Raw genomic sequence first — 21,550 nt, 5'->3', positions numbered from 1 at the left:
CCCGGATTTCATCCGGGCTACGGGCGCGGACAAACCGCAGCTTTCGCCCAACCTCCTGGGCTTTTATCGCCTTTTCACAGCAACGAGCGAGCAATGATCTCCTTCATGATCTCGTTGGTCCCGGCATAAATGCGCTGCACCCGTGCATCGGCCCAGGCACGCGCCACCGGGTACTCCCACATGAAACCGTAACCACCGTGCAACTGCACGCACTCGTCGAGCACCTTGCATTGCAGGTCGGTGCCCCAGTACTTGAGCATCGCCGCAGTAGGGACATCGAGCTTGCCCTGCAGATGCAACTCCAGACAGCGATCCACGAACACGCGCCCGACCTGGATCTCCGTGGCCATCTCGGCCAGCTTGAAGCGGGTGTTCTGGAAGTCCGCCACGGCCTTGCCGAACGCCTTGCGCTCGCGGGTGTAATCCAGCGTCCACTGCAGTGCAGCCTCAGCCGAAGCCAGGGCGCCGATGCCAACGGTCAGGCGCTCCTGCGGCAATTCCTGCATCAGGTAGGCGAAGCCCATACCCGGTTGGCCCAGCAGGTTTTCCCTGGGTACGCGCACATCCTGGAAGAACAGCTCCGAAGTGTCCTGCGCCTTCATGCCAACCTTCTCCAGGCGCTTACCCTTGGAAAAACCGGGCGTATTCGCCTCAACCAGGAACAGGCTGGTGCCCTTCGCCCCAGCCTTCGGGTCGGTCTTGGCCACCACGATCACCAGATCGGCCAGCCAGCCATTGGTGATGAACGTCTTCGAGCCATTGATCACATATTCGTCTCCGTCCAGCACGGCGGTGGTCTTCACGCCCTGCAGATCGGAGCCGGCCCCGGGCTCGGTCATGGCGATGGCGGTGACCATCTCGCCGCTCACCAGCTTCGGCAGGTAATGCTGCTTCTGCGCCTCACTGCCGTAATGCAGGATGTACGGCGCGACGATGTCCGAATGCAGCGAAAAACCTATCCCAGTGAGCCCCAGGCGCCCGATCTCCTCGATCACCACGGTGCTGTAGAGGAAGTCGGCTGCCATACCACCGTACTCTTCCGGGATGTGCGAACAAAGCATGCCGGCCTCTCCGGCCTTGTTCCACAGGGCCCGGTCGACATGCCCATCCTTCTCCCATTGCTGATGGAAGGGCACGGCTTCCTGCTCAAGAAACTTGCGTACGCTGTCGCGAAACAATTCATGGTCGGAGCTGAATATCGTTCTGGGGATCATGGCGCTACCTGTATGCGGCAAGGGGGAGCTCGGCCTCGACTTTAGCCAAGCAAACGCTTGCTTACACTGGACACAAGCGCCAAAAAATAAGACGATCCAGCCGCTGCTTGACCACTTAGCCTTGAACAAGAATAAAGAACCATGGTTATTTCCCAGTCGCGCGCGTCCTTGCATCGCGTCAGCATTCTCGCCACCGATGGCGTCTTCGCCTCCACCCTGATGCAGGCCAAGGATTTCTTTCATATGGCTGGCATTCGCTACGCCAAGCAACAGGGGCTTGGCCTGGAGCCGCCGTTCGAGATCCATCTGGTCAGCCCTGACGGGCTACCGGTGAACAGCTTCAGCAAGGTACAGGTGCCCGTGGACGGCGGCCTGGATGCCTGCGACGTGATCATCCTGCCGGCCTTCTGGGATGACTTCGATGCGCTCAGCCGCCGCTACCCGCAGGTACTGCAATGGCTCAGGCGCCAGCATGCCGCCGGCACCGCGATCTGCGGTGAGGCCAGCGGCGTATTCTGGATGGCCGAAGCCGGGCTGCTCGACGGCAAGGAAGCGACCACTTACTGGCGTTTCTTTCGCGAATTCAGCGAGCGCTTCCCCAAGGTTCTGCTCAATCAGGACAAGCATCTGTCCGATGCCGACAATCTGTATTGCGCTGGCGGCGTTACCTCCGCGTGCGATCTCTACATCTACTTGATCGAACGCTATTGCGGTGCGGGGGTCGCCCAAGGTGTGGCGCGCGACATTCTCTATGAAGTGCAACGCAGCTACACACCCGGACGCATCGGTTTCGGCGGACAGAAGCTGCATCAGGACGTCACCGTGCTGCAGATTCAGCACTGGCTGGAAGAGCACTACGCCGACAAGTTTCGCTTCGAGGACGTCGCCCGCGAGCACGGCATGAGCATCCGCAACTTCATGCGCCGCTTTCAGGGCGCCACCGGCGACAAACCCCTGCACTACCTGCAGCGCCTGCGTATCGAAACAGCCAAGAGCCTGCTGTCATCGACGCGCAAGAGCATCAAGACCATCAGCTATGAAGTCGGCTACGACGACGCCAGCTTCTTCGCCCGCCTGTTCCGCCAACACACCGAGCTGTCACCGAACCAGTACCGCCGCCAGTTCCAGCAGAAGGACAAGCAGACCTGAGCAGTGCAGAGCGCCGGCAGATGCGCGCCAGGCAAAAGGCCAGCCCACCCTTGGTTAGGTTGGCGCCCTGCTCAGTCCCCCTATGATCGGACGGTGAACATAACAACAACAGGTTCACCACCATGCGCCGTCTATTGATTGCCCTGCTTGCCGTCTGCAGCCTGAATGCTGTCGCGGCCGACAGCTGGAAACCCTTCCCGCTCGACCAGACTCCTTACGACTACAGCGGCGACAAGCTGCGCCAGGCATGGCCGCAGCTGACGCGCGGCTTCGGTGACTACCCCTTTCCCGACGCCGACTGGGTGATGAGCATGGCCGTCCGGCATCCACAAGCCCTGGAAAGCACCCTGGCAGCTGGCACCGGCTTTACCGGCCAGCCGGAAGAGGCCGAGGCCTATGCGCAGCAGCTGCAGGAGGTCTGGCGCCTGACCTTTCGTGGCGACTTCGCCGAAGCGAAAAAGCAAGGCATGGCACTGGGCGTTGGCGGGCAGGTACCCGCCCTGTTCGCCCAGGTCATCTACGCCATGTTCCTGGTGCCGGATCAGGCCGAGAAACACCGCCTGCTCGAAGAGGTGATCGCCTACACCGACCAGGCTGGCGACCTGGTACAGGCGGATATCGTCGCCCAGTTCGGTCGCACCTACGCCAAGGCACGCCTGGGTGAAGAGCTGTCAGTCCCGGTCGTACTCAAACGCGGCTACACCTCGCAGATTCCAGAAGAGCTGGATGCCCTGTTGGCCAAGCAGCCACAGCAGCCGTTCGCCCTGGCGCTATATGGCGGTTATGAAGCGGGCGTGATCCGCAAGGTCGGTAAACTGGTCGGCAAGATGACCTATGGGGTCAGCGCCGACAAGATGGAAAGCTACTTCAAGCGCAGCTTCCAGGCTCGCGACGACCTGCCCATCGGCCACTACGAATACGCCAACGCACTGGGCTACGTATATGGCGATGACGAGCAAGCCAAGGCCGTCGAACATCTGCGACGAGCAGTGGCGATCAAGCCGATCAGCGCCATGGAAGCGCTCGAGGTAGCCCGCGCGCAGAAACTGCTCGACCAACAGCAGAAGAAACTGGCCAGCCGCTGAGCGATAGGCAGAAATGAAAAAGGCGACCCGCGGGTCGCCTTTTCACCGTTACCGCTCAGGGTCTGTGCGGGCGCGAGAGGAATTCGTGCGACTGCATTTCCAGCAGACGACTCAGCGTGCGCTGGAACTCGAAGCTCAGGCGACCACCGGTGTACAGATCCTTCAGTTCCACTTCTGCGGAAATGATCAGCTTGACGTTGCGATCGTAGAACTCATCCACCAGGTTGATGAAGCGTCGCGCCATGTCTTCCTTGGCCACGCCCATCTGCTCGACGTTGGCCAGGATCACCGCATGGAAGATCTTGCCCAGTTCGATGTAGTCGTTCTGGCTACGCGGGCCATCACACAGCTCGCGAAACTCGAACCAGGCCACGTCCTCGCACACGCGCACAGCGTTGATGGCACGATTCTCGACCATCAGCGCCTCGTTCTCGAGCATGTGCGTGCAATCGGGCAGCAGGCTCTGGAAGCTCTTGCGCAGACTTTCTTCCGACGCTGCCCCCAGCGGGAAGTGGAACAGTTCGGCCTGCTCCAGCGCTCGTAGGCGATAGTCGACACCACTGTCGACGTTGACGATATCGGTGTGCTCCTTGAGCAGAGCGATGGCCGGCAGGAAGCGCGCACGCTGCAGGCCGTCGCGATAGAGACCGTCCGGCACGATGTTGGAGGTCGCCACCAGGCTCACGCCGTTCTTGAACAACTCTTCGAGCAGCGTGGCCAGGATCATCGCATCGGTAATATCGCTGACGAAGAACTCGTCGAAGCAGATCACCCGCGCCTCATCGGCGAAACGCTTGCCGATGATGGTCAGCGGATTCTTCTCGCCCTTGAGGGTTTTCATTTCTTCGTGCACGCGCTTCATGAAGCGGTGGAAGTGCGTACGCATCTTCTGCTCGAAGGGCAGCGCATCGAAGAAGGTATCGACCAGATAGGTCTTGCCGCGCCCTACTCCGCCCCAGAAGTACAAGCCCTTGACCGGCCCCTGCGGCTTCTTGCCGAACAGCTTGCCCAACAATCCGCCTTTGCCCTGCTCGGCAGCGACCAGATCGTCATACAGACGCTGCAGGTGGCGGACGGCGTTTTCCTGGGCCGCATCGTGGAAGAAGTCGGGCCGCTTGAGGTCGGCCTGATAGCGCTCGAGAGGAGTCATGTTCGTTAGCTGCGCAACTAAAACGGGGGCGCCACTTTAAGCGAGCGCCCCGCTGATTGGCAATCGGTCAACGCGCGGCGCAGCGGCAAAACGCCACACGAGCCGACCGACGACTCACTCGGAGGGAGCCAGAGCCTCACGCAGACGGGCAATCGCTGCCTCTACTGCCGCGGTATCGGCAAACTCGGGGCTGCTCGCCACGCTTTCGTCATCCAACCACACGGCAAAAGCAAGGCCGTCGATACGCACATCCAACGCCTCACTGGACTGCAGACGTTTACCCACCATACCGGCGGACTTGCCATCGGCGAAGGATTTCGACAGCAGCAGTTGCTCACCGGCGACATCCAGCAGGCGGAAGCGGAAACTGCCATCGTCGTCACGGAAGCTGACGAAGCGCGCACTCTTGGCCGATTTCTTCTTCTCGCTGCCGCCTGCTTGCACCTGCTCACGGAACGAACGCAGACCGACCGCCTCACGCAGCTCGCCGAGGAACGGCGTGGCGATGCGCCGGGCCTTGGCCGCGCCGGCAAGAAGAATATCTTCCAGATCGGCCGGCTTGGCGATCAATGCGTTGTAGCGCTCACGGGCTTCGCCCAATTCACCCTCGAGCAGTTGATAGAGGCGATTCTTCGCCTCACCCCAGGCCAGGCCGCCTTCCAGCTCAGCCCGGAACTCGGCCTGCTGGCTGGAGGTGGCAAAGGCCTGGTACAGGGTGAACAGGTGCGAGCCGTCGACATCCTTGGGTTCGCCGGGCAGCTTGGAGTCGGTGACGATACGCGCGATCGCCTCCTTGAGCTGCTTGCTGGTGCCGAACAGAGGAATGGTGTTGTCGTAGCTCTTGCTCATCTTGCGACCATCGAGGCCGGGCAATGTGGCCACTTCTTCCTCGATCACCGCCTCGGGCAGGACGAACAGTTCCCTGCCCTTGCCGAACAGGTGGTTGAAGCGCTGACCGATATCACGAGCCATTTCCACGTGCTGAATCTGGTCGCGCCCGACCGGCACCTTCTGCGCATTGAACATGAGAATGTCCGCCGCCATCAGCACCGGGTAGCTGAACAGGCCCATGGTCACGCCAGCGTCGGGGTCTTCGCCCTGCTCGACATTCTTGTCCACCGAGGCCTTGTAGGCATGAGCACGGTTGAGCAGGCCCTTGCCGGCGACGCAGGTAAGCAGCCAGCACAGCTCAGGAATCTCCGGGATGTCGGACTGGCGATAGAAGGTCGCCTTGTTGACGTCCAGGCCCAGCGCCAGCCAGGTCGCCGCAATTTCCAGACGCGAGCGCTGGATACGCGCGGGGTCGTCACACTTGATCAGTGCGTGGTAGTCGGCGAGGAAGTAGAACGAGTCGGCATCGGCGGCGCGGCTGGCGACGATGGCCGGGCGAATGGCGCCAGCGTAGTTGCCCAGGTGCGGCGTGCCGGTGGTGGTGATGCCGGTAAGGATACGGGTGGTCATGGTCGGATTCGCTTTGCTTGAACTATCTCGATGATCGCGCGAGCCGGGGCTGCGCGATGCCTCGAATGCCGGATTGATCTTAGGGTGTGCCGCGCACCAGCCTCTATGGTGCATACGGCACGCCCTACGCCAGGCTCACAGACGCGGCAGAAGGAGTTCCTTCAGCTCGGTCAGCTTGCCATGGAAGAAGTGGCCGCATTCTGCCACTTTCAGCAGTTCGTGGGCACGCCCGAGATTGGCCGACCAGTCGTAGACGACTTGCGGCTCTACCACTTCATCGGCCTCAGGCTGAATCACCACCAGCGGGCACTGGCTCGCAGGGGGCGTATCGCCAGTCAGGCGATGCACCGCTGGTGCCACCATGAACAGCTTGCTCGGCTGCACGCCCTGAGCCTCCAGACGCGCGCCAAGCGCTGCGGCGACGAAACCGCCGAAGGAGAAACCAAGCAGGGTGATGGGCAGGTTCGGGTACTTTTCCCTCAACCAGGCCGCGACGGCCTCGGCATCATCCACCTCACCAGCGCCCATATCGTGGTTTCCAGCACTGGCGCCAACACCGCGGTAGTTGAAACGCAAGGTGTGATAACCACAATCACGCGCAGTGCGCTGCAGAGTGGAAACCACCTTGTTGAGCATGGTGCCGCCCTGCACGGGGTTGGGATGGCAAACCAGGGCAACGCCACGGGCGTCGGGGACTTCGAAAAGAAGGGCTTCGAGCTGGCCCACCGGGCCGGCGATGGAAATGGGGGTTTCGCGACTGAGCAACACTGAACTCCGTGACCCCGCAACGGGTCGACTCGTCTAGCAAACTGCCTGTGTGGCAAATGAACCTGTTCAGCGTCTCGCAAGCTGGCGCAATGCACGGCAAAAACAGGAGAGGACGCGAAGTGTACTGTTGTACATGAGCATTCCGAACCTGTTTTTAACGCGGCAGTGCCGGCGCGCATTAGACTCCGAGCAGATTCTGGTCGTATACAGCACAGGCTCAAGCCGCTAACGTAAAGCAAAGCCGTTTTGAGAGGAAGGACTCGTGGAACAGACAGTTGCAGCCTGGTTGATACCCGCCCTGACCCTGGTGGTCGGCGTCGCCGTGGGTTTTCTGCTCGCCCGCCTTGCGCCCAACGCCGCGCCAAGCCGGACACAACGGCAGATGGATGAAATGCAGGCACGCTTCGAGGCCTACCAGAACGAAGTGGTGACCCACTTCAACACCACCGCCAGCCTGGTGAAGAAACTTACCCAGAGCTACCAGGACGTACAGGAACATCTGTCCGACGGCGCCAATCGCCTGGCCCTGGACGAGCTGACCCGGCAACGCCTGCTGGCCACGCTCAACAGCGCGGAAAGCAGCGAGAAACGTGAGCGCCTCACTCCGCCCAAGAACTACGAAATGCCCAAGGACTATGCGCCGAAAAGCGACGGCCCCGGCATGCTGGACGAGAGCTACGGGTTGAAGAAGTAACCCCGTTAGCCAGAAGCACCGAGCCCCGCCATTGCGGGGCTTTTTATTGGGCGCGATTGCGGGCTACGCGCGCCTACAAAAGACACTCCCCACAAACGACGAGCCCCGCGACTAGGCGGGGCTCGTTGCAATGCACGCGCTTAGATCGCGCCGCGGCTACGCAGCAGATCCAGCACGGCCTTGACACCCTCCTCGACCGACTGCGACTGGGTGTCGATCACCAGGTCGGCATCCAGCGGCACATCGTAAGGGAAGCCCTCACCCGGGATATTGTCGCCACCGGCAGCGTACAAACCCTGCGGGTCACGTTCGGCGCAGATCTGCGGCGAGGCCTGCACGTAGACGGTCAGCGCACGCTCGCGGCCGATCAGCGCCTTCGACTGCTCGCGACCCTCGGCATCCGGAGCGACGAAGGCGGCCAGCGCGATCATCCCGGCCTCGTTGAACTGACGCGCCACATGCGCAGCACGACGCCAGTTCTCGGCACGGCCGGCGCGATCCTGCGGCAGGCCCTTGTTCAGGTCATGACGCAGGTTCTGCCCGTCGAGCACATACACCGCACGGCCCATGTCGAACAGCTTGCGCTCCACGGCGTAAGCCAGGGTGCTCTTGCCGGCGCCGGAGAGGCCGGTGAACAGCACGGTGGCCGGCTGCTGACCGAAGCGCGCAGCACGCTCCTCGGTGGAAACGTGCGCCAGGCGACCATGCTGACCACTGCCGTGGGCAACCGGGTCGGCGATGATCATGCCAGCACCGACAGTGCCGTTGGTCAGGCGGTCGATGACGATGAAGGCGCCGGTGGTGCGGTTGTGTTCATAGCCGTCGAGGGCGATCGCTGCATCCAGCGCCACCTTGACTCGACCGATTTCATTGAGCTTCAACTCGCTGGCCGCGTCCTGCTCGAGTGTATTGACGTCAACCCGGTGCACGATGCTCGGCATGCTGCCCGGCACGTAGCTGGTGGCACGCTTGATGTCGTACTTCTTGCCCGGACGCATCGGCTCTTCGCCCATCCATACCAGCATGGCATCGAAGCTATCGGTCACCTGCGGACGGCTGTCGGCATGCACCAGCATGTCGCCGCGGGAGACGTCGATCTCGTCTTCCAGAGTCAGAGTGATGGCCTGCCCCGGACCGGCCTGCTCCAACTCACCTTCGTAGGTGACGATGGATTTGACCCGGCTGCTCTTGCCCGACGGCAGCGCGACGACTTCGTCGCCCTTGCGTACGATGCCGCTGGCCAGGGTGCCGGCGAAACCACGGAAGTTCAGGTTCGGGCGGTTGACGTACTGCACCGGGAAGCGCAGGTCGTCGAAGTTGCGGTCACCGGACACCTCGACGCTCTCGAGGATTTCCATCAGCGACTGGCCGCTGTACCACGGCGAGCGCTCGGACCTGTTGACCACGTTGTCGCCCTTGAGCGCCGACATCGGCACGAACTCGAGGGTGGTCGGCCGCAGGTTGATCTTCTCGGCGAAGGCTAGGTAATCGGCCTTGATCTGCTCGAAGACGCCCTGATCGAAGTCCTTGAGGTCCATCTTGTTGACGGCGACGACGATGTGCTTGATGCCCAGCAGCGAGGTGATGAAGCTGTGGCGCTTGGTCTGGGTCTGCACGCCGTAGCGGGCGTCGATGAGGATGATCGCCAGGTCACAGGTGGACGCACCGGTGGCCATGTTGCGGGTGTACTGCTCATGGCCGGGGGTATCGGCGATGATGAACTTGCGCTTGGCGGTGGAGAAGTAGCGGTAGGCCACGTCGATGGTGATGCCCTGCTCGCGCTCGGCCTGCAGACCATCGACCAGCAGCGCCAGGTCGACTTCTTCGCCAGTGGTGCCGCTCTTCTTCGAGTCGCGGGTGATGGCTTCCAGATGGTCTTCGTAGATCATCTTGGAGTCGTGCAGCAGACGGCCGATCAGCGTGCTCTTGCCGTCGTCAACGTTACCGCAGGTAAGGAAGCGCAGCAGTTCCTTGCGCTCGTGCTGAGCCAGGTAGGCGTGGATGTCCTGGCTGATCAAATCGGATTGATGACTCATGGTGCGTGATCCTCAGAAATAGCCCTGACGTTTCTTCTCTTCCATCGACCCGGCGGCGTCGTGATCGATCACGCGGCCCTGGCGTTCGGACGTACGGGTCAGGAGCATTTCCTGGATGATGTCGGTCAGGCTTTCGGCCTCGGACTCTACGGCGCCGGTCAGCGGGTAGCAGCCCAGGGTACGGAAGCGCACCTTCTTCTTCTGGATACGCGCCTTCTCCTCGTCGCTGAGGTGCTCGAGGATACGGTCGTCGTCGATCATGATCAGCGTGCCGTTCTTCTCGATCACTTCACGCTCCGCGGCGAAGTACAGCGGCACGATCGGGATCTGTTCCAGATAGATGTATTGCCAGATATCCAGCTCGGTCCAGTTGGACAGCGGGAAGACGCGGATCGACTCGCCCTTCTTGACCTTGCCGTTGTACACGTTCCACAGCTCGGGACGCTGGTTCTTCGGGTCCCAGCGGTGCTTGCTGTCACGGAAGGAATACACGCGCTCCTTGGCGCGCGACTTTTCTTCGTCGCGGCGGGCACCACCGAAGGCGGCGTCGAAGCCGTACTTGTCCAGCGCCTGCTTGAGGCCCTCGGTCTTCATCACGTCGGTGTGCTTGGCACTGCCGTAGGTGAAGGGGTTCATGTCCTGCGCCACACCATCAGGATTGATGTGGGTGATCAGGTCCAGGCCCATTTCGCTGACCATCTTGTCGCGGAAGCGATACATCTCCTGGAATTTCCAGCGGGTATCGACGTGCATTACCGGGAACGGCAACTTGCCTGGGAAAAACGCCTTGCGTGCCAGGTGCAGCATGACGGCGGAGTCTTTACCGATGGAATAGAGCATCACCGGGTTGTCGAATTCGGCGGCCACTTCACGAATGATGTGGATGCTTTCCGCCTCCAGCTGCTTGAGATGGGTCAATTTGTCGAGCATGGCTACTCACGGATTGCTGTATATGGGGCCGGCGGGCCGTGGACGATGGCGAACTCTATCACAGCATCTGCTTATACTCAGGACGCCGGTTAGACCGAAAAGATCTAGTGTTATACCTGCCCGTAAGCGTGACTCAGATCGGATTGGGACAATCGATGAACTGATGATCGAGGGCAAAACGCCGCGCCAGGTAGTCGCCCAGGGCCTGAACACCGTAACGCTCAGTGGCGTGATGACCGGCGGCGATAAAGCTCACGCCATTCTCGCGAGCGCTGTGGAAAGTCTGCTCGGAGGCCTCGCCGGTCAGATACAGATCGACGCCAGCGGCGATCGCTTGGTCGATGTAGCCCTGACCGCCACCGGTGCACCAGCCAACCCGACGTATCAGCCCCTGCCCCTCTACCAACAAGGGTTCGCGGCCAAGCGCTTGCTGCACATGGAGGGCAAAATCAGCAGCGCTCATCGCCTCGGCCAGTGAACCGACCAGGCCAACAGTGCGCGGATTATCCGGCTCCAGCGGCCCCTCGACGACAATGCCCAATTGCCGTGCGAGCTGCACGTTATTGCCGACTTCCGGATGCACATCGAGCGGCAGGTGATAGGCCAGCAGGCTGATATCGTGAGCCAGCAGAGCCTTCAGGCGGCGCTGTTTCATACCGGTGACGCAAGGGTTCTCACCCTTCCAGAAGTAACCGTGATGCACCAGCAGCACGTCTGCCTTGGCCTCGATGGCCGCGTCGATCAGCGCCTGGCTGGCGGTAACGCCACTGACGATACGACTTACCTGCGGACGCCCCTCGACCTGCAGGCCGTTGGGGCAATAGTCACTGATGCGCGAAGCATTGAGGAACGCGTCAGCTTCCTCGACCAGTGTGGAAAGGGCAATGGCCATGAAGATTCCTCTCAAGCTGTTGCGGGCCGCTGCCTTATTGGCGAGCACCTCACTATAATGCGCCACCTTAAGGGCGACCTTTTGCCCTCGCAACCCTCAGGATTGTCTCGATGCCCCAGGCACTGCGTTTTCTCAGTTGGCCCCTGCTGGTCGGTGTGCTGCTCGCACTGCTGCTGATTCAGCAGTACCCGGAATGGGTCGGTTTGCCACGCAAGGAAGTGCAACTGGTGCAGGCGCCCTCCTACAACCGCATGCAGGAAGGCCCCGTTTCCTATGCCGAAGCGGTGGATACCGCATCGCCTGCAGTCGCCAATCTGTACACCACCAAGCTGGTGAGCAAACCGGCTCATCCGCTGTTCGAAGATCCGACCTTCCGCCGCTTCTTCGGTGACAACCTGCCGCGCCAGCAGCGTATGGAGTCGAGCCTGGGTTCGGCGGTGCTGATGAGCAGCGAGGGTTACCTGCTGACCAACAATCACGTGGTCAGCGGCGCCGACCAGATCGTGGTAGCGCTCAAGGATGGCCGCGAGACCCTGGCACGGGTCATCGGCGCCGACCCAGAGACCGACCTGGCGGTGCTCAAGATCGACCTGCCGGACCTGCGCGCGATCACCCTCGGCCGCTCCGACGCGATTCGCATCGGCGATGTCAGCCTGGCCATCGGCAACCCGTTCGGCGTCGGCCAGACCGTGACCATGGGCATCATCAGCGCCACCGGGCGTAACCAGCTTGGCCTCAATACCTACGAGGACTTCATCCAGACCGATGCGGCCATCAACCCAGGCAACTCCGGCGGCGCACTGGTCGACGCACACGGCAACCTAGTGGGCATCAATACTGCGATCTTCTCCAAATCCGGCGGCTCGCAGGGCATCGGTTTCGCCATCCCGGTGAAACTGGCGATGGAAGTGATGCAGGCGATCATCGAGCATGGCCAGGTGATCCGCGGCTATCTGGGTGTCGAGGTACAGCCGCTGACTCCGGAACTGGCCGAGTCCTTTGGCCTGGAAGGACGCCCCGGCATCGTCGTCGCCGGCGTCTATCGTGACGGCCCGGCGCAGAAAGCCGGCCTGCAACCGGGCGACCTGATTCTCAGCATCGATGGCGAACCTGCCGGCGACGGCCGCCGCTCGATGAATCAGGTGGCACGCACCAAACCCGGCGACAAGATAAGCATCGAAGTGCTGCGCAACGGCAAGTCACTGCAGCTGACCGCCGAGATCGGTATTCGACCTCCAGTCAACGGTAACTAAGCAGTACCGCGACTTGCGCCTGTGAATGTTTCTCGACAAGTGATAACGTTACGTTATTACATAAAATGAAATTCACAGGAGCTTCACCTTGCGTACTGCCCACGCCCTGCTTGTCAGCAGCCTGCTCACTCCTTGCGCCTTCGCCAGCGAATCACCGGCAGAGCTGGCCGACAGCATCATCAGCGCCCCCGGCGAACAGGCCGACGGTCCGGTAAAGGGCTACCGAGCGAGTCGCTCGGCCACCGCCACCAAGACCGATACGCCGCTGCGTGAAGTGCCTCAGGCCATCAGTGTGGTCCCGGCCAAGGTGCTGCAGGATCTCGGCAGCGCCAACGTGGAACGGGCGCTGGACTATGCCGGCGGCGTATCCAAGCAGAACAACTTCGGTGGTCTGACCCTGTACGAATACAGCGTGCGCGGGCTGACCACCTCGGAGTTCTACCGCGACGGCTTCAGCGCCAACCGCGGTTATCCCAACAGCCCGGACGCTGCCACCCTGGAGCGCGTGGAAGTGCTCAAGGGCCCGGCCTCCAGCCTGTACGGCCGCGGCGACCCCGGCGGCCTGGTCAACCTGGTCAGCAAGAAGCCGCAGGACGACGAGTTTGCCCGCTTCTCCGCCAGTGCCGGCAGTTGGGATCGCTACCGCAGCACCCTGGATCTCAACGGCGCACTGGATGAGCAGCGCGATCTGCTCGGCCGCCTCAACCTGGTCACGGAAAACAACGGCAGTTTCCGCGATCACGCCAGCAACGAGAAATACCTGGTCGCCCCGAGCCTGAGCTGGCAGCTGAATGCCGACACCCGCCTGCTGATCGAGAGCGAGTTCGTGCGCAACAACAGCGTATTCGACCGCGGCATCAGTCTGCCCCAGGATGGCCGCCGCGCGCCCTCGCGCTCGACCTTCCTCGGCGAGCCGAATGAAGGCCACATCGACAACAACAACGACCTGCTGCAGGTGCGCCTGGAGCACTACCTCAACAACGACTGGCAACTGCGCCTGGCCAGCCACTACAAGCGCGGCCTGCTCAACGGCGCCGCCACCGAACCACGCCGTCTGAGCAGCGCCGACAGCAGCCTGCTGCAACGTCGCTACCGCCAGCGCGACATGGACTGGCACGACAGCATCAGCCAGGCCGAACTGCTTGGCCAGGTGCAGACCGGCAGCATCGAGCACCAGTTGCTGCTCGGCCTGGAGTACGAGAACTACCGCCTGAGCCAGCGCGTGACGTCGAGCAACTCGCCGGACAGCTATGCCGTCAACCCGTACAACCCGGTCTACGGTCAGCCCAAACCGGACGACCGCAATACCGGTACCGACTACACCGAGCGCACCCGCAACTACGCCCTCAACCTGCAGGATCAGCTGCTGCTCAGCGAAAAACTGCGCGGTGTTCTGGGCCTGCGCCTGGACCGCTACGAACAGCAGACGGACAACCAGCGCCCCGGCGGCAGCGAGAGCAGACAGAGCCACAACGAAGTCACCGGCCGCGCCGGCCTGCTCTATCAGCTGACGCCCGCCGTCGGCCTGTTCGGCAACGTCTCCAGCACCTTCAAGCCCAACAGCGGCCTGAGCCGAAGCGACCAGCCCTTCGATCCGGAACAAGGTATCGGTTACGAAGCCGGCACCAAGCTGGAACTGTTCGACGGCCGACTCGACGCCACCCTCGCCGCCTTCCATATCGAGAAGAAGAACGTACTCGGCGTCGACCCGCTCGATCCCAGCTTCAACCGCACCTCGCAGCAGGTCCGCAGCCAAGGCATCGACCTGCAGCTCAGCGGCCAGCTCAGCGATGCCGTGCGGGTGATCGGCAGCTACGCCTATATCGACGCAAAAACCACCAAGGACGATCCCGGCACGCCCAAGGGCAGCCGCCTCAGCGGCGTCGCCAGACACAGCGGCAGCCTGCTGGGAGTCTACGAATTCCAGCAGGGCTGGCTGCACGGCTCGGACCTCGGCGCCGCCGTCAATTACGTCGGCGACCGCTCCGGCAGCCCGACTGACAGCGGCTTCGAGCTGCCCGCCTACACCACCGTCGACTTGCTGGCCCACTACAAGGCCAGCGAGCAGCTGACCTTCGGCGTCAACCTGAACAACGTCTTCGACAAGAAGTACTACGAGCGCGCCTATGACTGGTACTGGGTCATGCCCGGCGAACCACGCAACCTGATGTTCAGCGTCAACCTCAGCCTCTAAGCACTTTTTCAGGGAGAGAATGCATGACAGCTCGCGTTACCCTCGCCGCCCTGCTGGCCGCCAGCTTCATCGCCGCGCAAGCGCAGGCCCACGGCCTGTGGACCGAACAGCGCCGCGGCAATATCGAGACCGTGTACGGCCATGGCGCCGAGGACAATCCGTTCAAGGCCGACAAGATCAGCGGCGCCTGGGCCTATGATACAGCCGGCAAGATGATCCCGGTGACGGTCGAGCGCCTCGCCGATCACGCCCGCCTGCAACCACTGCAGACCCCGGCCGTGCTCGCCGTGGCACTGGACAATGGTGCCTGGTCGAAGACCGCGGACGGCCGCTGGATCAACCAGGGCCGCAGCCAGGTCAGCGACTCCACCGAGTCGCTACACACCTGGAAGTACAGCCTGGCGATCTACCGCAGCGGCGCCCGCCTGCCGGCGCTGAAGCAACTGCAGCTGGTGATCCTGCCGGAGCGTGATCCCCTCGCAGTCGGCGTCGGCAACCCGCTGCCGGTGCGCGTGCTGGTGGACGGCAAGCCGCAGGCCGGGGTCGAACTGATCGGCGACTACCGCAGCGCTCCGCATCAGGTCAGCGCGGTCACCGACAGCGAAGGCCGGGCGCAGGTCACCGTGCGCAACGAAGGGCTGAACATCATCAGCGCCGAAGTCAGCCTGCCGGTCGAGGGCGATGCCGATATCGAAAGCCGCGGCCTGTTCAGCTCGCTGACCTTTGTCGGCGCGCCACACCACGAGTAAACCGCGCGCACAAAAAAGGCCGGTGCCGCTTACGCAGGCACCGGCCTTTTTTACGCCAGCCTTACAGCCCCTGCAGCGCGTCCAGCAGCGCCCGGTTCTGCTCCGGCGTGCCGATGGTGATGCGCAGGAACTGGGCGATGCGCGCCTGCTTGAAGTGACGCACGATCACCCCCTGCTCGCGCAGGCCGCCGGCCAGGGTGGCAGCGTCCTTCTGCGGGTGGCGGGCGAAGACGAAGTTGGCCGCCGACGGCAGCACCTCGAAGCCCAGCCCCTGCAGGCCGGCCACCACCTCGTCGCGGCTGGCGATGACCTGCTGGCAGGTCTGCTCGAAGTAGGCACGATCCTCGAACGCCGCGGCGGCGCCGGCGATGGCCATGCGGTCGAGCGGGTAGGAGTTGAAGCTGTTCTTGATCCGCTCCAGCGCCTCGATCAGGTCCGGGTGGCCCACCGCCAGACCGACCCGCAGGCCGGCCAGCGAGCGCGACTTGGACAGGGTCTGGGTGACCAGCAGGTTGGGGTATTTGTCCACCAGGCTGATCGCCGTCTCGCCACCGAAGTCGATGTAGGCCTCATCCACCAGCACCACCGAATCCGGGCTGTTCTGCAGCAGCTGCTCAACTGCTGCCAGCGGCAGCAGGCGGCCGGTAGGCGCATTGGGGTTGGGGAAGATGATGCCGCCGTTCGGCCGCGCGTAATCCTCGACGCGAATCTGGAACTCATCGTCCAGCGCGATCTGCTCGAAGTCGATGCCGTACAAGCCGCAGTACACCGGATAGAAGCTGTAGCTGATATCCGGGAACAGCAGCGGCGCGTCGTGCTGGAACAGGCCGTGGAAGGCATGCGCCAGCACTTCGTCGGAACCGTTGCCGACAAATACCTGCGCCGGCTGCACACCGTAGTACTCGGCCACCGCCTGCTTCAGGCGCTCGCCGTTGGGGTCCGGATACAGACGCAGATCATCGTTGATCGCGCCCTGCATGGCGGCAATCGCCCTGGGCGACGGGCCGTAGGGGTTCTCGTTGGTGTTGAGCTTGACCAGCTTGCTCAGCTTGGGTTGCTCACCCGGCACGTAAGGCACCAGGTCCTTGACGAAGGGGCTCCAGAATTTGCTCATCTGCCCTTCTCTCCTCGAATACATGACGTGGGCGACGGATATCGCTTCGCTCAACCCGCGAAGCGCGATCCCGTAGGGTGCGCCGTGCGCACCAGAATTTTCACAAGGTGCGCACGGCGCACCCTACCTCACTTGATGCGGTACTCGGCGCTGCGCGCGTGAGCGGTCAGCGACTCGCCACGGGCCAGCACCGAAGCGCTCTTGCCCAGCTCCGAGGCGCCGTCCGGCGAGCAGTAGATGATCGACGAACGCTTCTGGAAGTCGTACACGCCCAGCGGCGAGGAGAAGCGCGCGGTGCCGGAGGTCGGCAGCACGTGGTTCGGCCCGGCGACGTAATCGCCCAGCGCCTCGGCGGTGTAACGGCCCATGAAGATCGCGCCGGCGTGACGAATCTGCGGCAGCCAGGCCTGCGGATCGGCCACCGACAGCTCCAGGTGTTCCGGGGCGATGCGGTTGGCCACGTCGATGGCTTCGGCCATGTCGGCTACCTGAATCAGTGCGCCACGGCCTTCCAGCGAGGTGCGGATGATCTCGGCGCGCTCCATGGTCGGCAGCAGTCTGGCAATGCTCTCGGCCACGCGGTCGAGGAAGGCGGCATCCGGGCTGACCAGGATCGACTGGGCGTCCTCGTCGTGCTCGGCCTGGGAGAACAGGTCCATGGCGATCCAGTCCGGATCGGTCTCACCGTCGCAGACCACGAGGATTTCCGACGGGCCGGCGATCATGTCGATGCCGACCTTGCCGAACACGTGACGCTTGGCAGTGGCCACGTAGATGTTGCCGGGGCCGACGATCTTGTCTACCGGCGGCACGCTCTCGGTGCCGTAGGCCAGCGCGGCGACTGCCTGCGCGCCACCGATGGTGAACACGCGGTCGACGCCGGCCAGGGCGGCGGCGGCCAGCACCAGCTCGTTGAGCTCGCCACGCGGAGTCGGCACCACCATCACCACTTCCGGCACACCAGCGACCTTGGCCGGAATGGCGTTCATCAGCACCGAGGACGGGTAGGAGGCCTTGCCGCCCGGCACATAGAGGCCGGCGCGATCCAGCGGGGTGACCTTCTGACCGAGCACGGTGCCGTCGGCCTCGCGGTAATCCCAGGAGTCCTGCTTCTGTTTTTCGTGGTAGCTGCGCACGCGCTCGGCGGCTACTTCGAGGGCCGCGCGCTGCTCATCGGTGATGCTGGCCAGGGCCTGCTCCAGACGCGCGCGCGGCAGGATCAGGTCAGCCATGGAAGCGACTTCGAGGGCATCGAAGCGCTGGGTGTATTCGACCAGCGCGGCATCGCCACGCTCGCGCACCGCCTGGATGATCTCCAGTACGCGCTGGTTGACGCCGTCATCGGAGACGCTTTCCCAGGCGAGCAGATGATCCAGATGAGCCGCGAAGTCCGGATCGGCAGCATTGAGTCGGCGGATGGCAACGGGAGCGGTCATAGCGAAAGCCTCATCTGAATGGCAATTTCTCGGGCGCCGGTAATGTAGCAAGCCCACCGTGCGGGCACCCGAGAAAAATGGCTATGACACGGATAGGCTGATAGGCACCGCGCCATGAGGGCGCGGTGCGGTCAATCAGCCCTGATGTCGTGCTTCGACGGCCGTACGCAGGGTTTCGATCAGCGCCTGGATGCGCGCGTGCTGCATCTTCATCGAGGCCTTGTTGACGATCAGCCGCGAGCTGATGGTGGCGATAAGTTCTTGTGGTTCGAGACCGTTGGCACGCAGGGTGTTGCCGGTATCGACCACGTCGATGATCTTGTCGGCCAGGCCGACCAGCGGTGCCAGCTCCATGGAGCCGTACAGCTTGATCACTTCGACCTGACGGCCCTGTTCGGCGTAGTAGCGCTTGGCGACATTGACGAACTTGGTGGCCACGCGCAGACGGCCTTTCGGCTCGGCGGCGCCGACCTTGCCGGCGGTCATCAGCTTGCACTGGGCAATCTGCAGGTCCAGCGGCTCGTACAGGCCCTGGCCACCGTACTCCATCAGCACGTCCTTACCGGCCACGCCGAGATCGGCGGCGCCGTGCTCGACGTAGGTCGGCACATCGGTGGCGCGCACGATCAGCAGTTGCACGTCATCCTGAGTGGTGGGGATGATCAGCTTGCGGCTCTTGTCCGGATTCTCGGTCGGCTCGATACCGGCCGCCGCCAGCAGTGGCAGGGTGTCATCGAGGATACGGCCTTTGGACAGGGCGATGGTCAACATGAAACGGTTCCTTTAACGGAAGCGGCCGCCCCGACAGAGGGCGGCCTTACGGCAATGGAGACTCAGCCCGGTACGCGGCGAATCTTGGCACCTAGCAGCTGCAGCTTCTCTTCGATGCACTCGTAACCACGGTCGATGTGGTAGATGCGGTCGATCAGTGTGTCGCCATCGGCAACCAGCGCAGCCAGCACCAGACTGGCCGAGGCGCGCAGGTCGGTGGCCATCACTGGAGCGCCCTTGAGGTGCTCGACCCCGGTGACGATCGCGGTATTGCCTTCGACCTGGATGTTGGCGCCCATGCGCAGCATCTCGTAGACGTGCATGAAGCGGTTTTCGAACACGGTTTCGATCACCGTGCCGGTGCCTTCGGCCACCGCATTGAGGGCAATGAACTGCGCCTGCATGTCAGTGGGGAATGCCGGATAGGGAGCGGTACGCAAGTTGACTGCCTTGGCGCGCTTGCCTTTCATGTCCAGCTCGATCCAGTCGGCGCCGGTGGTGATTTCCGCACCCGCCTCCTGCAGCTTGGCCAGTACCGCTTCGAGCGTGCTCGGATCGGCATCCTTGACCTTGACCCGGCCACCGGTAACGGCTGCAGCCACCAGATAAGTGCCGGTCTCGATACGGTCGGGCATGACGCTGTAACGCGCGCCACCAAGACGCTCCACACCATCGATGGTGATGGTGTCGGTACCGGCGCCCTCGATCTTCGCACCCATGGCGATCAGGCAGTTAGCCAGGTCGACCACTTCCGGCTCGCGGGCGGCGTTTTCCAGCACGCTGCGGCCCTTGGCCAGGGCAGCGGCCATCATGATGTTCTCGGTGCCGGTCACGCTGACGGTATCGAAGAAGAAGTGCGCACCGCGCAGGCCGCCTTCCGGCGCCTTGGCCTTGATATAGCCGCCTTCCACGTCGATCTTCGCGCCCATGGCTTCGAGGCCACGAATGTGCAGGTCGACCGGACGCGAGCCGATGGCACAGCCGCCAGGCAGCGCCACTTCGGCTTCACCGAAACGCGCCACCATCGGCCCGAGCACGAGAATCGAGGCACGCATGGTCTTGACCAGCTCGTACGGCGCAACCAGGGTCTTGATGGTGCGGGCATCGACCTCGACCGCCAGCTTCTCGTCGATCACCGGCTCGATGCCCATGCGACCGAACAACTCGATCATGGTGGTGATGTCGTGCAGATGCGGCAGGTTGCAGATGGTGACAGGAGCGTCGCCCAGCAGGGTTGCGGCAAGAATCGGCAGAGCCGAGTTCTTGGCACCGGAGATGCGGATCTCGCCATCGAGGCGCGCACCGCCGGTAATGATCAGTTTGTCCATAGGAATCTCGTAGCCCGTGGGCTCAGGAACGCGCGGCCCAATCGGCCTTGCTGAAGAATTTCATGGTCACGGCGTGGATGCTGCCATCGGCGATCCAGGCGTTGAGGTGGGCATAGATCTGCTGCTGACGCTTGACCGGGCTGAGAGCGGCCAGCTCGTCGCCGATCAGGTTGAGCTGGAAATTGCAGCCTTCGCCTTCGACTTCCACCTGGGTATTCGGGAGTTTTTCCTCTAGGAGGCTTTTTACTTCTGCAGCCTGCATGCTCGACCTCGACTGACGCATTCGGGCACCTGAGCCCGCGGGTCGGCCATCATACAAAAAAGCCTCCCGCCTGCGAACCCCGCCAGCAGCGCTGCTGACGGAACGATGAGAGGCAATCCTCTATTCCAGCGGCAGCAGCTCCAGCAGCCCGCTGACCTGGGCGATCTGGCGCATGTCCTGCGGCAGCCCGCTGACCGACAACTCGCGCCCGGACGTGCGTGCATCGCGAATGAATGCCAGCAGCAGCGCCAGACCGACGCTGCTGGACTTCTCCACTGCACTGCAATCGAGCGACAGGCGCTTCGCACCGCAGGCCGCGATAAGACGCGCCCCCTGATCACGCAGCATGGGGCCTGTGCTGTAATCGAGCACCCCGGTCAGCTGTAGCTGACCCGGCGCTCGCTCGCTGATACTTGCCTGACTCACGAATCGCCTCGTGCTTCACGGGCTCTGGCCACGGTATCGGCCCAGGTATCGATGACCTTGTCCAGATCGTTGCGATTGTTCTGCATGGACTGGGCGAACTGGTCACGGAACAGCTTGCCAACGTTGATACCGTTGATCACCACGTTGCGCAGTTTCCAGGTGCCATCCTGGGAAACCATGGTGTAGGACAGCGGATAAACCACGCCCTTGCCGTCCCGGATCTCCATACCTACCGAGGTACGTTCGGCATCCTGCTTACCGCTGGCGGGCAGCACGCGAATGTCCTGATTGTCGTATTCGAGCAATGCATTGCCGTAGAACTGCATCAGACTGCGCTTGAAGTTTTCCTGAAAGCGAGTCATCTGCTCGTCAGAAGCCCGGCGCGAATAGCGCACGGTCATTACGCCACGGGAGATGCCGTCAACATCGACAACGGGACCGAGGATGTCGTTGAGCGACTGATAAAAGGCAGCCGGGTCACGAAGATATTGATCCTTGTTGGCCTTGAGGTCCGCCAGCAGGGTATCGGTGGTCTGCTGCACCACCTCATGAGCACTCGGCGCCGCCAGGGCGACCAGAGGCATGGCCGCCAGCAGGGTCAGCAGCAGGTTACGCAAGGTCTTGAGCATCTTGGGAGC

General features: G+C 62.7%; 20 protein-coding genes. 6 read left to right on the top strand and 14 right to left on the bottom strand.

All coding sequences use genetic code 11. The features are described 5' to 3' along the window. Window positions 1-74: 74 nt before the first annotated feature. Window positions 75-1,214, bottom strand: a complete 1,140-nt coding sequence (locus tag ACJRW5_RS03085) for an acyl-CoA dehydrogenase family protein (protein WP_484569054.1) — start codon at window positions 1,212-1,214, stop codon at window positions 75-77. A gap of 243 nt (window positions 1,215-1,457) precedes the next feature. Here ACJRW5_RS03085 and ACJRW5_RS03080 point away from each other — a divergent pair, with 243 nt between their 5' ends. Together ACJRW5_RS03080 and ACJRW5_RS03075 are read left to right on the top strand one after the other, a co-directional pair. Next, complete coding sequence (locus ACJRW5_RS03080; RefSeq protein ID WP_484569147.1) at window positions 1,458-2,363, top strand: GlxA family transcriptional regulator; 906 nt, start codon at window positions 1,458-1,460, stop codon at window positions 2,361-2,363. 122 nt (window positions 2,364-2,485) lie between these two features. Further along, complete coding sequence (locus tag ACJRW5_RS03075) at window positions 2,486-3,448, top strand: hypothetical protein (protein ID WP_484569053.1); 963 nt, start codon at window positions 2,486-2,488, stop codon at window positions 3,446-3,448. A gap of 55 nt (window positions 3,449-3,503) precedes the next feature. Here the strand turns inward: ACJRW5_RS03075 and zapE are convergent, their stop codons facing one another. From zapE to ACJRW5_RS03060, 3 genes are all read right to left on the bottom strand, one after another. Next, window positions 3,504-4,598: a cell division protein ZapE gene (gene zapE, locus ACJRW5_RS03070; protein ID WP_484569052.1), complete on the bottom strand. Its 1,095-nt coding sequence runs from the start codon at window positions 4,596-4,598 to the stop codon at window positions 3,504-3,506. Window positions 4,599-4,712: 114 nt separating this feature from the next. Beyond that, on the bottom strand, window positions 4,713-6,059 hold the full coding sequence (locus ACJRW5_RS03065; protein WP_484569051.1) for a tryptophan--tRNA ligase: 1,347 nt from the start codon (window positions 6,057-6,059) through the stop codon (window positions 4,713-4,715). Between the two features lie 135 nt (window positions 6,060-6,194). Beyond that, on the bottom strand, window positions 6,195-6,824 hold the full coding sequence (locus tag ACJRW5_RS03060) for an alpha/beta hydrolase (protein WP_484569050.1): 630 nt from the start codon (window positions 6,822-6,824) through the stop codon (window positions 6,195-6,197). A 265-nt stretch (window positions 6,825-7,089) separates the two neighbouring features. Here ACJRW5_RS03060 and ACJRW5_RS03055 point away from each other — a divergent pair, with 265 nt between their 5' ends. Then, a complete protein-coding gene (locus tag ACJRW5_RS03055) occupies window positions 7,090-7,521 on the top strand; it encodes a Z-ring associated ZapG family protein (RefSeq protein ID WP_484569049.1) in 432 nt (143 codons plus the stop codon). Window positions 7,522-7,661: 140 nt separating this feature from the next. Here the strand turns inward: ACJRW5_RS03055 and cysN are convergent, their stop codons facing one another. The 3 genes from cysN to ACJRW5_RS03040 all read right to left on the bottom strand — a co-directional run bounded on the left by cysN (window position 7,662) and on the right by ACJRW5_RS03040 (window position 11,379). Continuing rightward, on the bottom strand, window positions 7,662-9,557 hold the full coding sequence (gene cysN / locus ACJRW5_RS03050) for a sulfate adenylyltransferase subunit CysN (protein ID WP_484569048.1): 1,896 nt from the start codon (window positions 9,555-9,557) through the stop codon (window positions 7,662-7,664). A gap of 12 nt (window positions 9,558-9,569) precedes the next feature. Then, the gene (cysD, locus tag ACJRW5_RS03045) at window positions 9,570-10,487 is read right to left on the bottom strand and encodes a sulfate adenylyltransferase subunit CysD (protein ID WP_484569047.1); all 918 of its coding nucleotides are present in this window, start codon (window positions 10,485-10,487) and stop codon (window positions 9,570-9,572) included. 133 nt (window positions 10,488-10,620) lie between these two features. After that, window positions 10,621-11,379 carry a Nif3-like dinuclear metal center hexameric protein gene (locus ACJRW5_RS03040; RefSeq protein WP_484569046.1) on the bottom strand — a complete coding sequence of 253 codons (759 nt, stop codon included), beginning with the start codon at window positions 11,377-11,379 and terminating at the stop codon, window positions 10,621-10,623. Window positions 11,380-11,489: 110 nt separating this feature from the next. On the opposite strand from ACJRW5_RS03040, the gene algW reads away from it, so the two are divergent. The 3 genes from algW (at window position 11,490) to ACJRW5_RS03025 (ending at window position 15,575) form a co-directional block, all read left to right on the top strand. Continuing rightward, window positions 11,490-12,632 (top strand): Do family serine endopeptidase AlgW, encoded by a 1,143-nt coding sequence (gene algW, locus ACJRW5_RS03035; RefSeq protein ID WP_484569045.1) that lies wholly within the window; start codon window positions 11,490-11,492, stop codon window positions 12,630-12,632. Window positions 12,633-12,720: 88 nt separating this feature from the next. Further along, window positions 12,721-14,826, top strand: coding sequence for a TonB-dependent siderophore receptor (locus ACJRW5_RS03030; protein WP_484569044.1), 2,106 nt, complete (start codon window positions 12,721-12,723; stop codon window positions 14,824-14,826). A 23-nt stretch (window positions 14,827-14,849) separates the two neighbouring features. Beyond that, window positions 14,850-15,575, top strand: coding sequence for a DUF4198 domain-containing protein (locus tag ACJRW5_RS03025; protein WP_484569043.1), 726 nt, complete (start codon window positions 14,850-14,852; stop codon window positions 15,573-15,575). Between the two features lie 61 nt (window positions 15,576-15,636). Here ACJRW5_RS03025 and hisC read toward each other — a convergent pair whose 3' ends face one another. From hisC to ACJRW5_RS02990, 7 genes are all read right to left on the bottom strand, one after another. Continuing rightward, the gene (gene hisC / locus ACJRW5_RS03020) at window positions 15,637-16,689 is read right to left on the bottom strand and encodes a histidinol-phosphate transaminase (RefSeq protein ID WP_484569042.1); all 1,053 of its coding nucleotides are present in this window, start codon (window positions 16,687-16,689) and stop codon (window positions 15,637-15,639) included. A gap of 128 nt (window positions 16,690-16,817) precedes the next feature. Continuing rightward, window positions 16,818-18,125: a histidinol dehydrogenase gene (gene hisD / locus ACJRW5_RS03015; RefSeq protein ID WP_484569041.1), complete on the bottom strand. Its 1,308-nt coding sequence runs from the start codon at window positions 18,123-18,125 to the stop codon at window positions 16,818-16,820. Between the two features lie 135 nt (window positions 18,126-18,260). Next, window positions 18,261-18,896: an ATP phosphoribosyltransferase gene (gene hisG / locus ACJRW5_RS03010; RefSeq protein ID WP_484569040.1), complete on the bottom strand. Its 636-nt coding sequence runs from the start codon at window positions 18,894-18,896 to the stop codon at window positions 18,261-18,263. 62 nt (window positions 18,897-18,958) lie between these two features. Next, window positions 18,959-20,224 carry a UDP-N-acetylglucosamine 1-carboxyvinyltransferase gene (murA, locus tag ACJRW5_RS03005; protein ID WP_484569039.1) on the bottom strand — a complete coding sequence of 422 codons (1,266 nt, stop codon included), beginning with the start codon at window positions 20,222-20,224 and terminating at the stop codon, window positions 18,959-18,961. A gap of 22 nt (window positions 20,225-20,246) precedes the next feature. Beyond that, window positions 20,247-20,486: a BolA family protein gene (locus ACJRW5_RS03000; protein ID WP_484569038.1), complete on the bottom strand. Its 240-nt coding sequence runs from the start codon at window positions 20,484-20,486 to the stop codon at window positions 20,247-20,249. 120 nt (window positions 20,487-20,606) lie between these two features. Beyond that, window positions 20,607-20,912 carry an STAS domain-containing protein gene (locus ACJRW5_RS02995; protein WP_484569037.1) on the bottom strand — a complete coding sequence of 102 codons (306 nt, stop codon included), beginning with the start codon at window positions 20,910-20,912 and terminating at the stop codon, window positions 20,607-20,609. Beyond that, window positions 20,909-21,541: an MlaC/ttg2D family ABC transporter substrate-binding protein gene (locus tag ACJRW5_RS02990; protein ID WP_484569146.1), complete on the bottom strand. Its 633-nt coding sequence runs from the start codon at window positions 21,539-21,541 to the stop codon at window positions 20,909-20,911. Before ACJRW5_RS02990 ends, ACJRW5_RS02995 begins: the two co-directional genes overlap by 4 nt. Window positions 21,542-21,550: the final 9 nt, after the last annotated feature.

This window comes from Pseudomonas pichavaramensis (assembly GCF_050473265.1).
Classification (GTDB): domain Bacteria; phylum Pseudomonadota; class Gammaproteobacteria; order Pseudomonadales; family Pseudomonadaceae; genus Aquipseudomonas.
Note: the sequence above shows the minus strand (reverse complement) of the source record. Positions and strands in the feature narration are given on the sequence as shown.

Excerpts from the sequence above, each read along its gene's own strand:
- ACJRW5_RS03085 (WP_484569054.1), bottom strand. The coding sequence starts at position 1,214 with ATGATCCCCAGAACGATATTCAGCTCCGACCATGAATTGTTTCGCGAC.
- ACJRW5_RS03080 (WP_484569147.1), top strand. The coding sequence starts at position 1,458 with ATGGCTGGCATTCGCTACGCCAAGCAACAGGGGCTTGGCCTGGAGCCG.
- ACJRW5_RS03075 (WP_484569053.1), top strand. The coding sequence starts at position 2,486 with ATGCGCCGTCTATTGATTGCCCTGCTTGCCGTCTGCAGCCTGAATGCT.
- zapE (WP_484569052.1), bottom strand. The coding sequence starts at position 4,598 with ATGACTCCTCTCGAGCGCTATCAGGCCGACCTCAAGCGGCCCGACTTC.
- ACJRW5_RS03065 (WP_484569051.1), bottom strand. The coding sequence starts at position 6,059 with ATGACCACCCGTATCCTTACCGGCATCACCACCACCGGCACGCCGCAC.
- cysN (WP_484569048.1), bottom strand. The coding sequence starts at position 9,557 with ATGAGTCATCAATCCGATTTGATCAGCCAGGACATCCACGCCTACCTG.
- cysD (WP_484569047.1), bottom strand. The coding sequence starts at position 10,487 with ATGCTCGACAAATTGACCCATCTCAAGCAGCTGGAGGCGGAAAGCATC.
- ACJRW5_RS03040 (WP_484569046.1), bottom strand. The coding sequence starts at position 11,379 with ATGGCCATTGCCCTTTCCACACTGGTCGAGGAAGCTGACGCGTTCCTC.
- algW (WP_484569045.1), top strand. The coding sequence starts at position 11,490 with ATGCCCCAGGCACTGCGTTTTCTCAGTTGGCCCCTGCTGGTCGGTGTG.
- ACJRW5_RS03025 (WP_484569043.1), top strand. The coding sequence starts at position 14,850 with ATGACAGCTCGCGTTACCCTCGCCGCCCTGCTGGCCGCCAGCTTCATC.
- hisC (WP_484569042.1), bottom strand. The coding sequence starts at position 16,689 with ATGAGCAAATTCTGGAGCCCCTTCGTCAAGGACCTGGTGCCTTACGTG.
- hisD (WP_484569041.1), bottom strand. The coding sequence starts at position 18,125 with ATGACCGCTCCCGTTGCCATCCGCCGACTCAATGCTGCCGATCCGGAC.
- hisG (WP_484569040.1), bottom strand. The coding sequence starts at position 18,896 with ATGTTGACCATCGCCCTGTCCAAAGGCCGTATCCTCGATGACACCCTG.
- murA (WP_484569039.1), bottom strand. The coding sequence starts at position 20,224 with ATGGACAAACTGATCATTACCGGCGGTGCGCGCCTCGATGGCGAGATC.
- ACJRW5_RS03000 (WP_484569038.1), bottom strand. The coding sequence starts at position 20,486 with ATGCAGGCTGCAGAAGTAAAAAGCCTCCTAGAGGAAAAACTCCCGAAT.
- ACJRW5_RS02990 (WP_484569146.1), bottom strand. The coding sequence starts at position 21,541 with ATGCTCAAGACCTTGCGTAACCTGCTGCTGACCCTGCTGGCGGCCATG.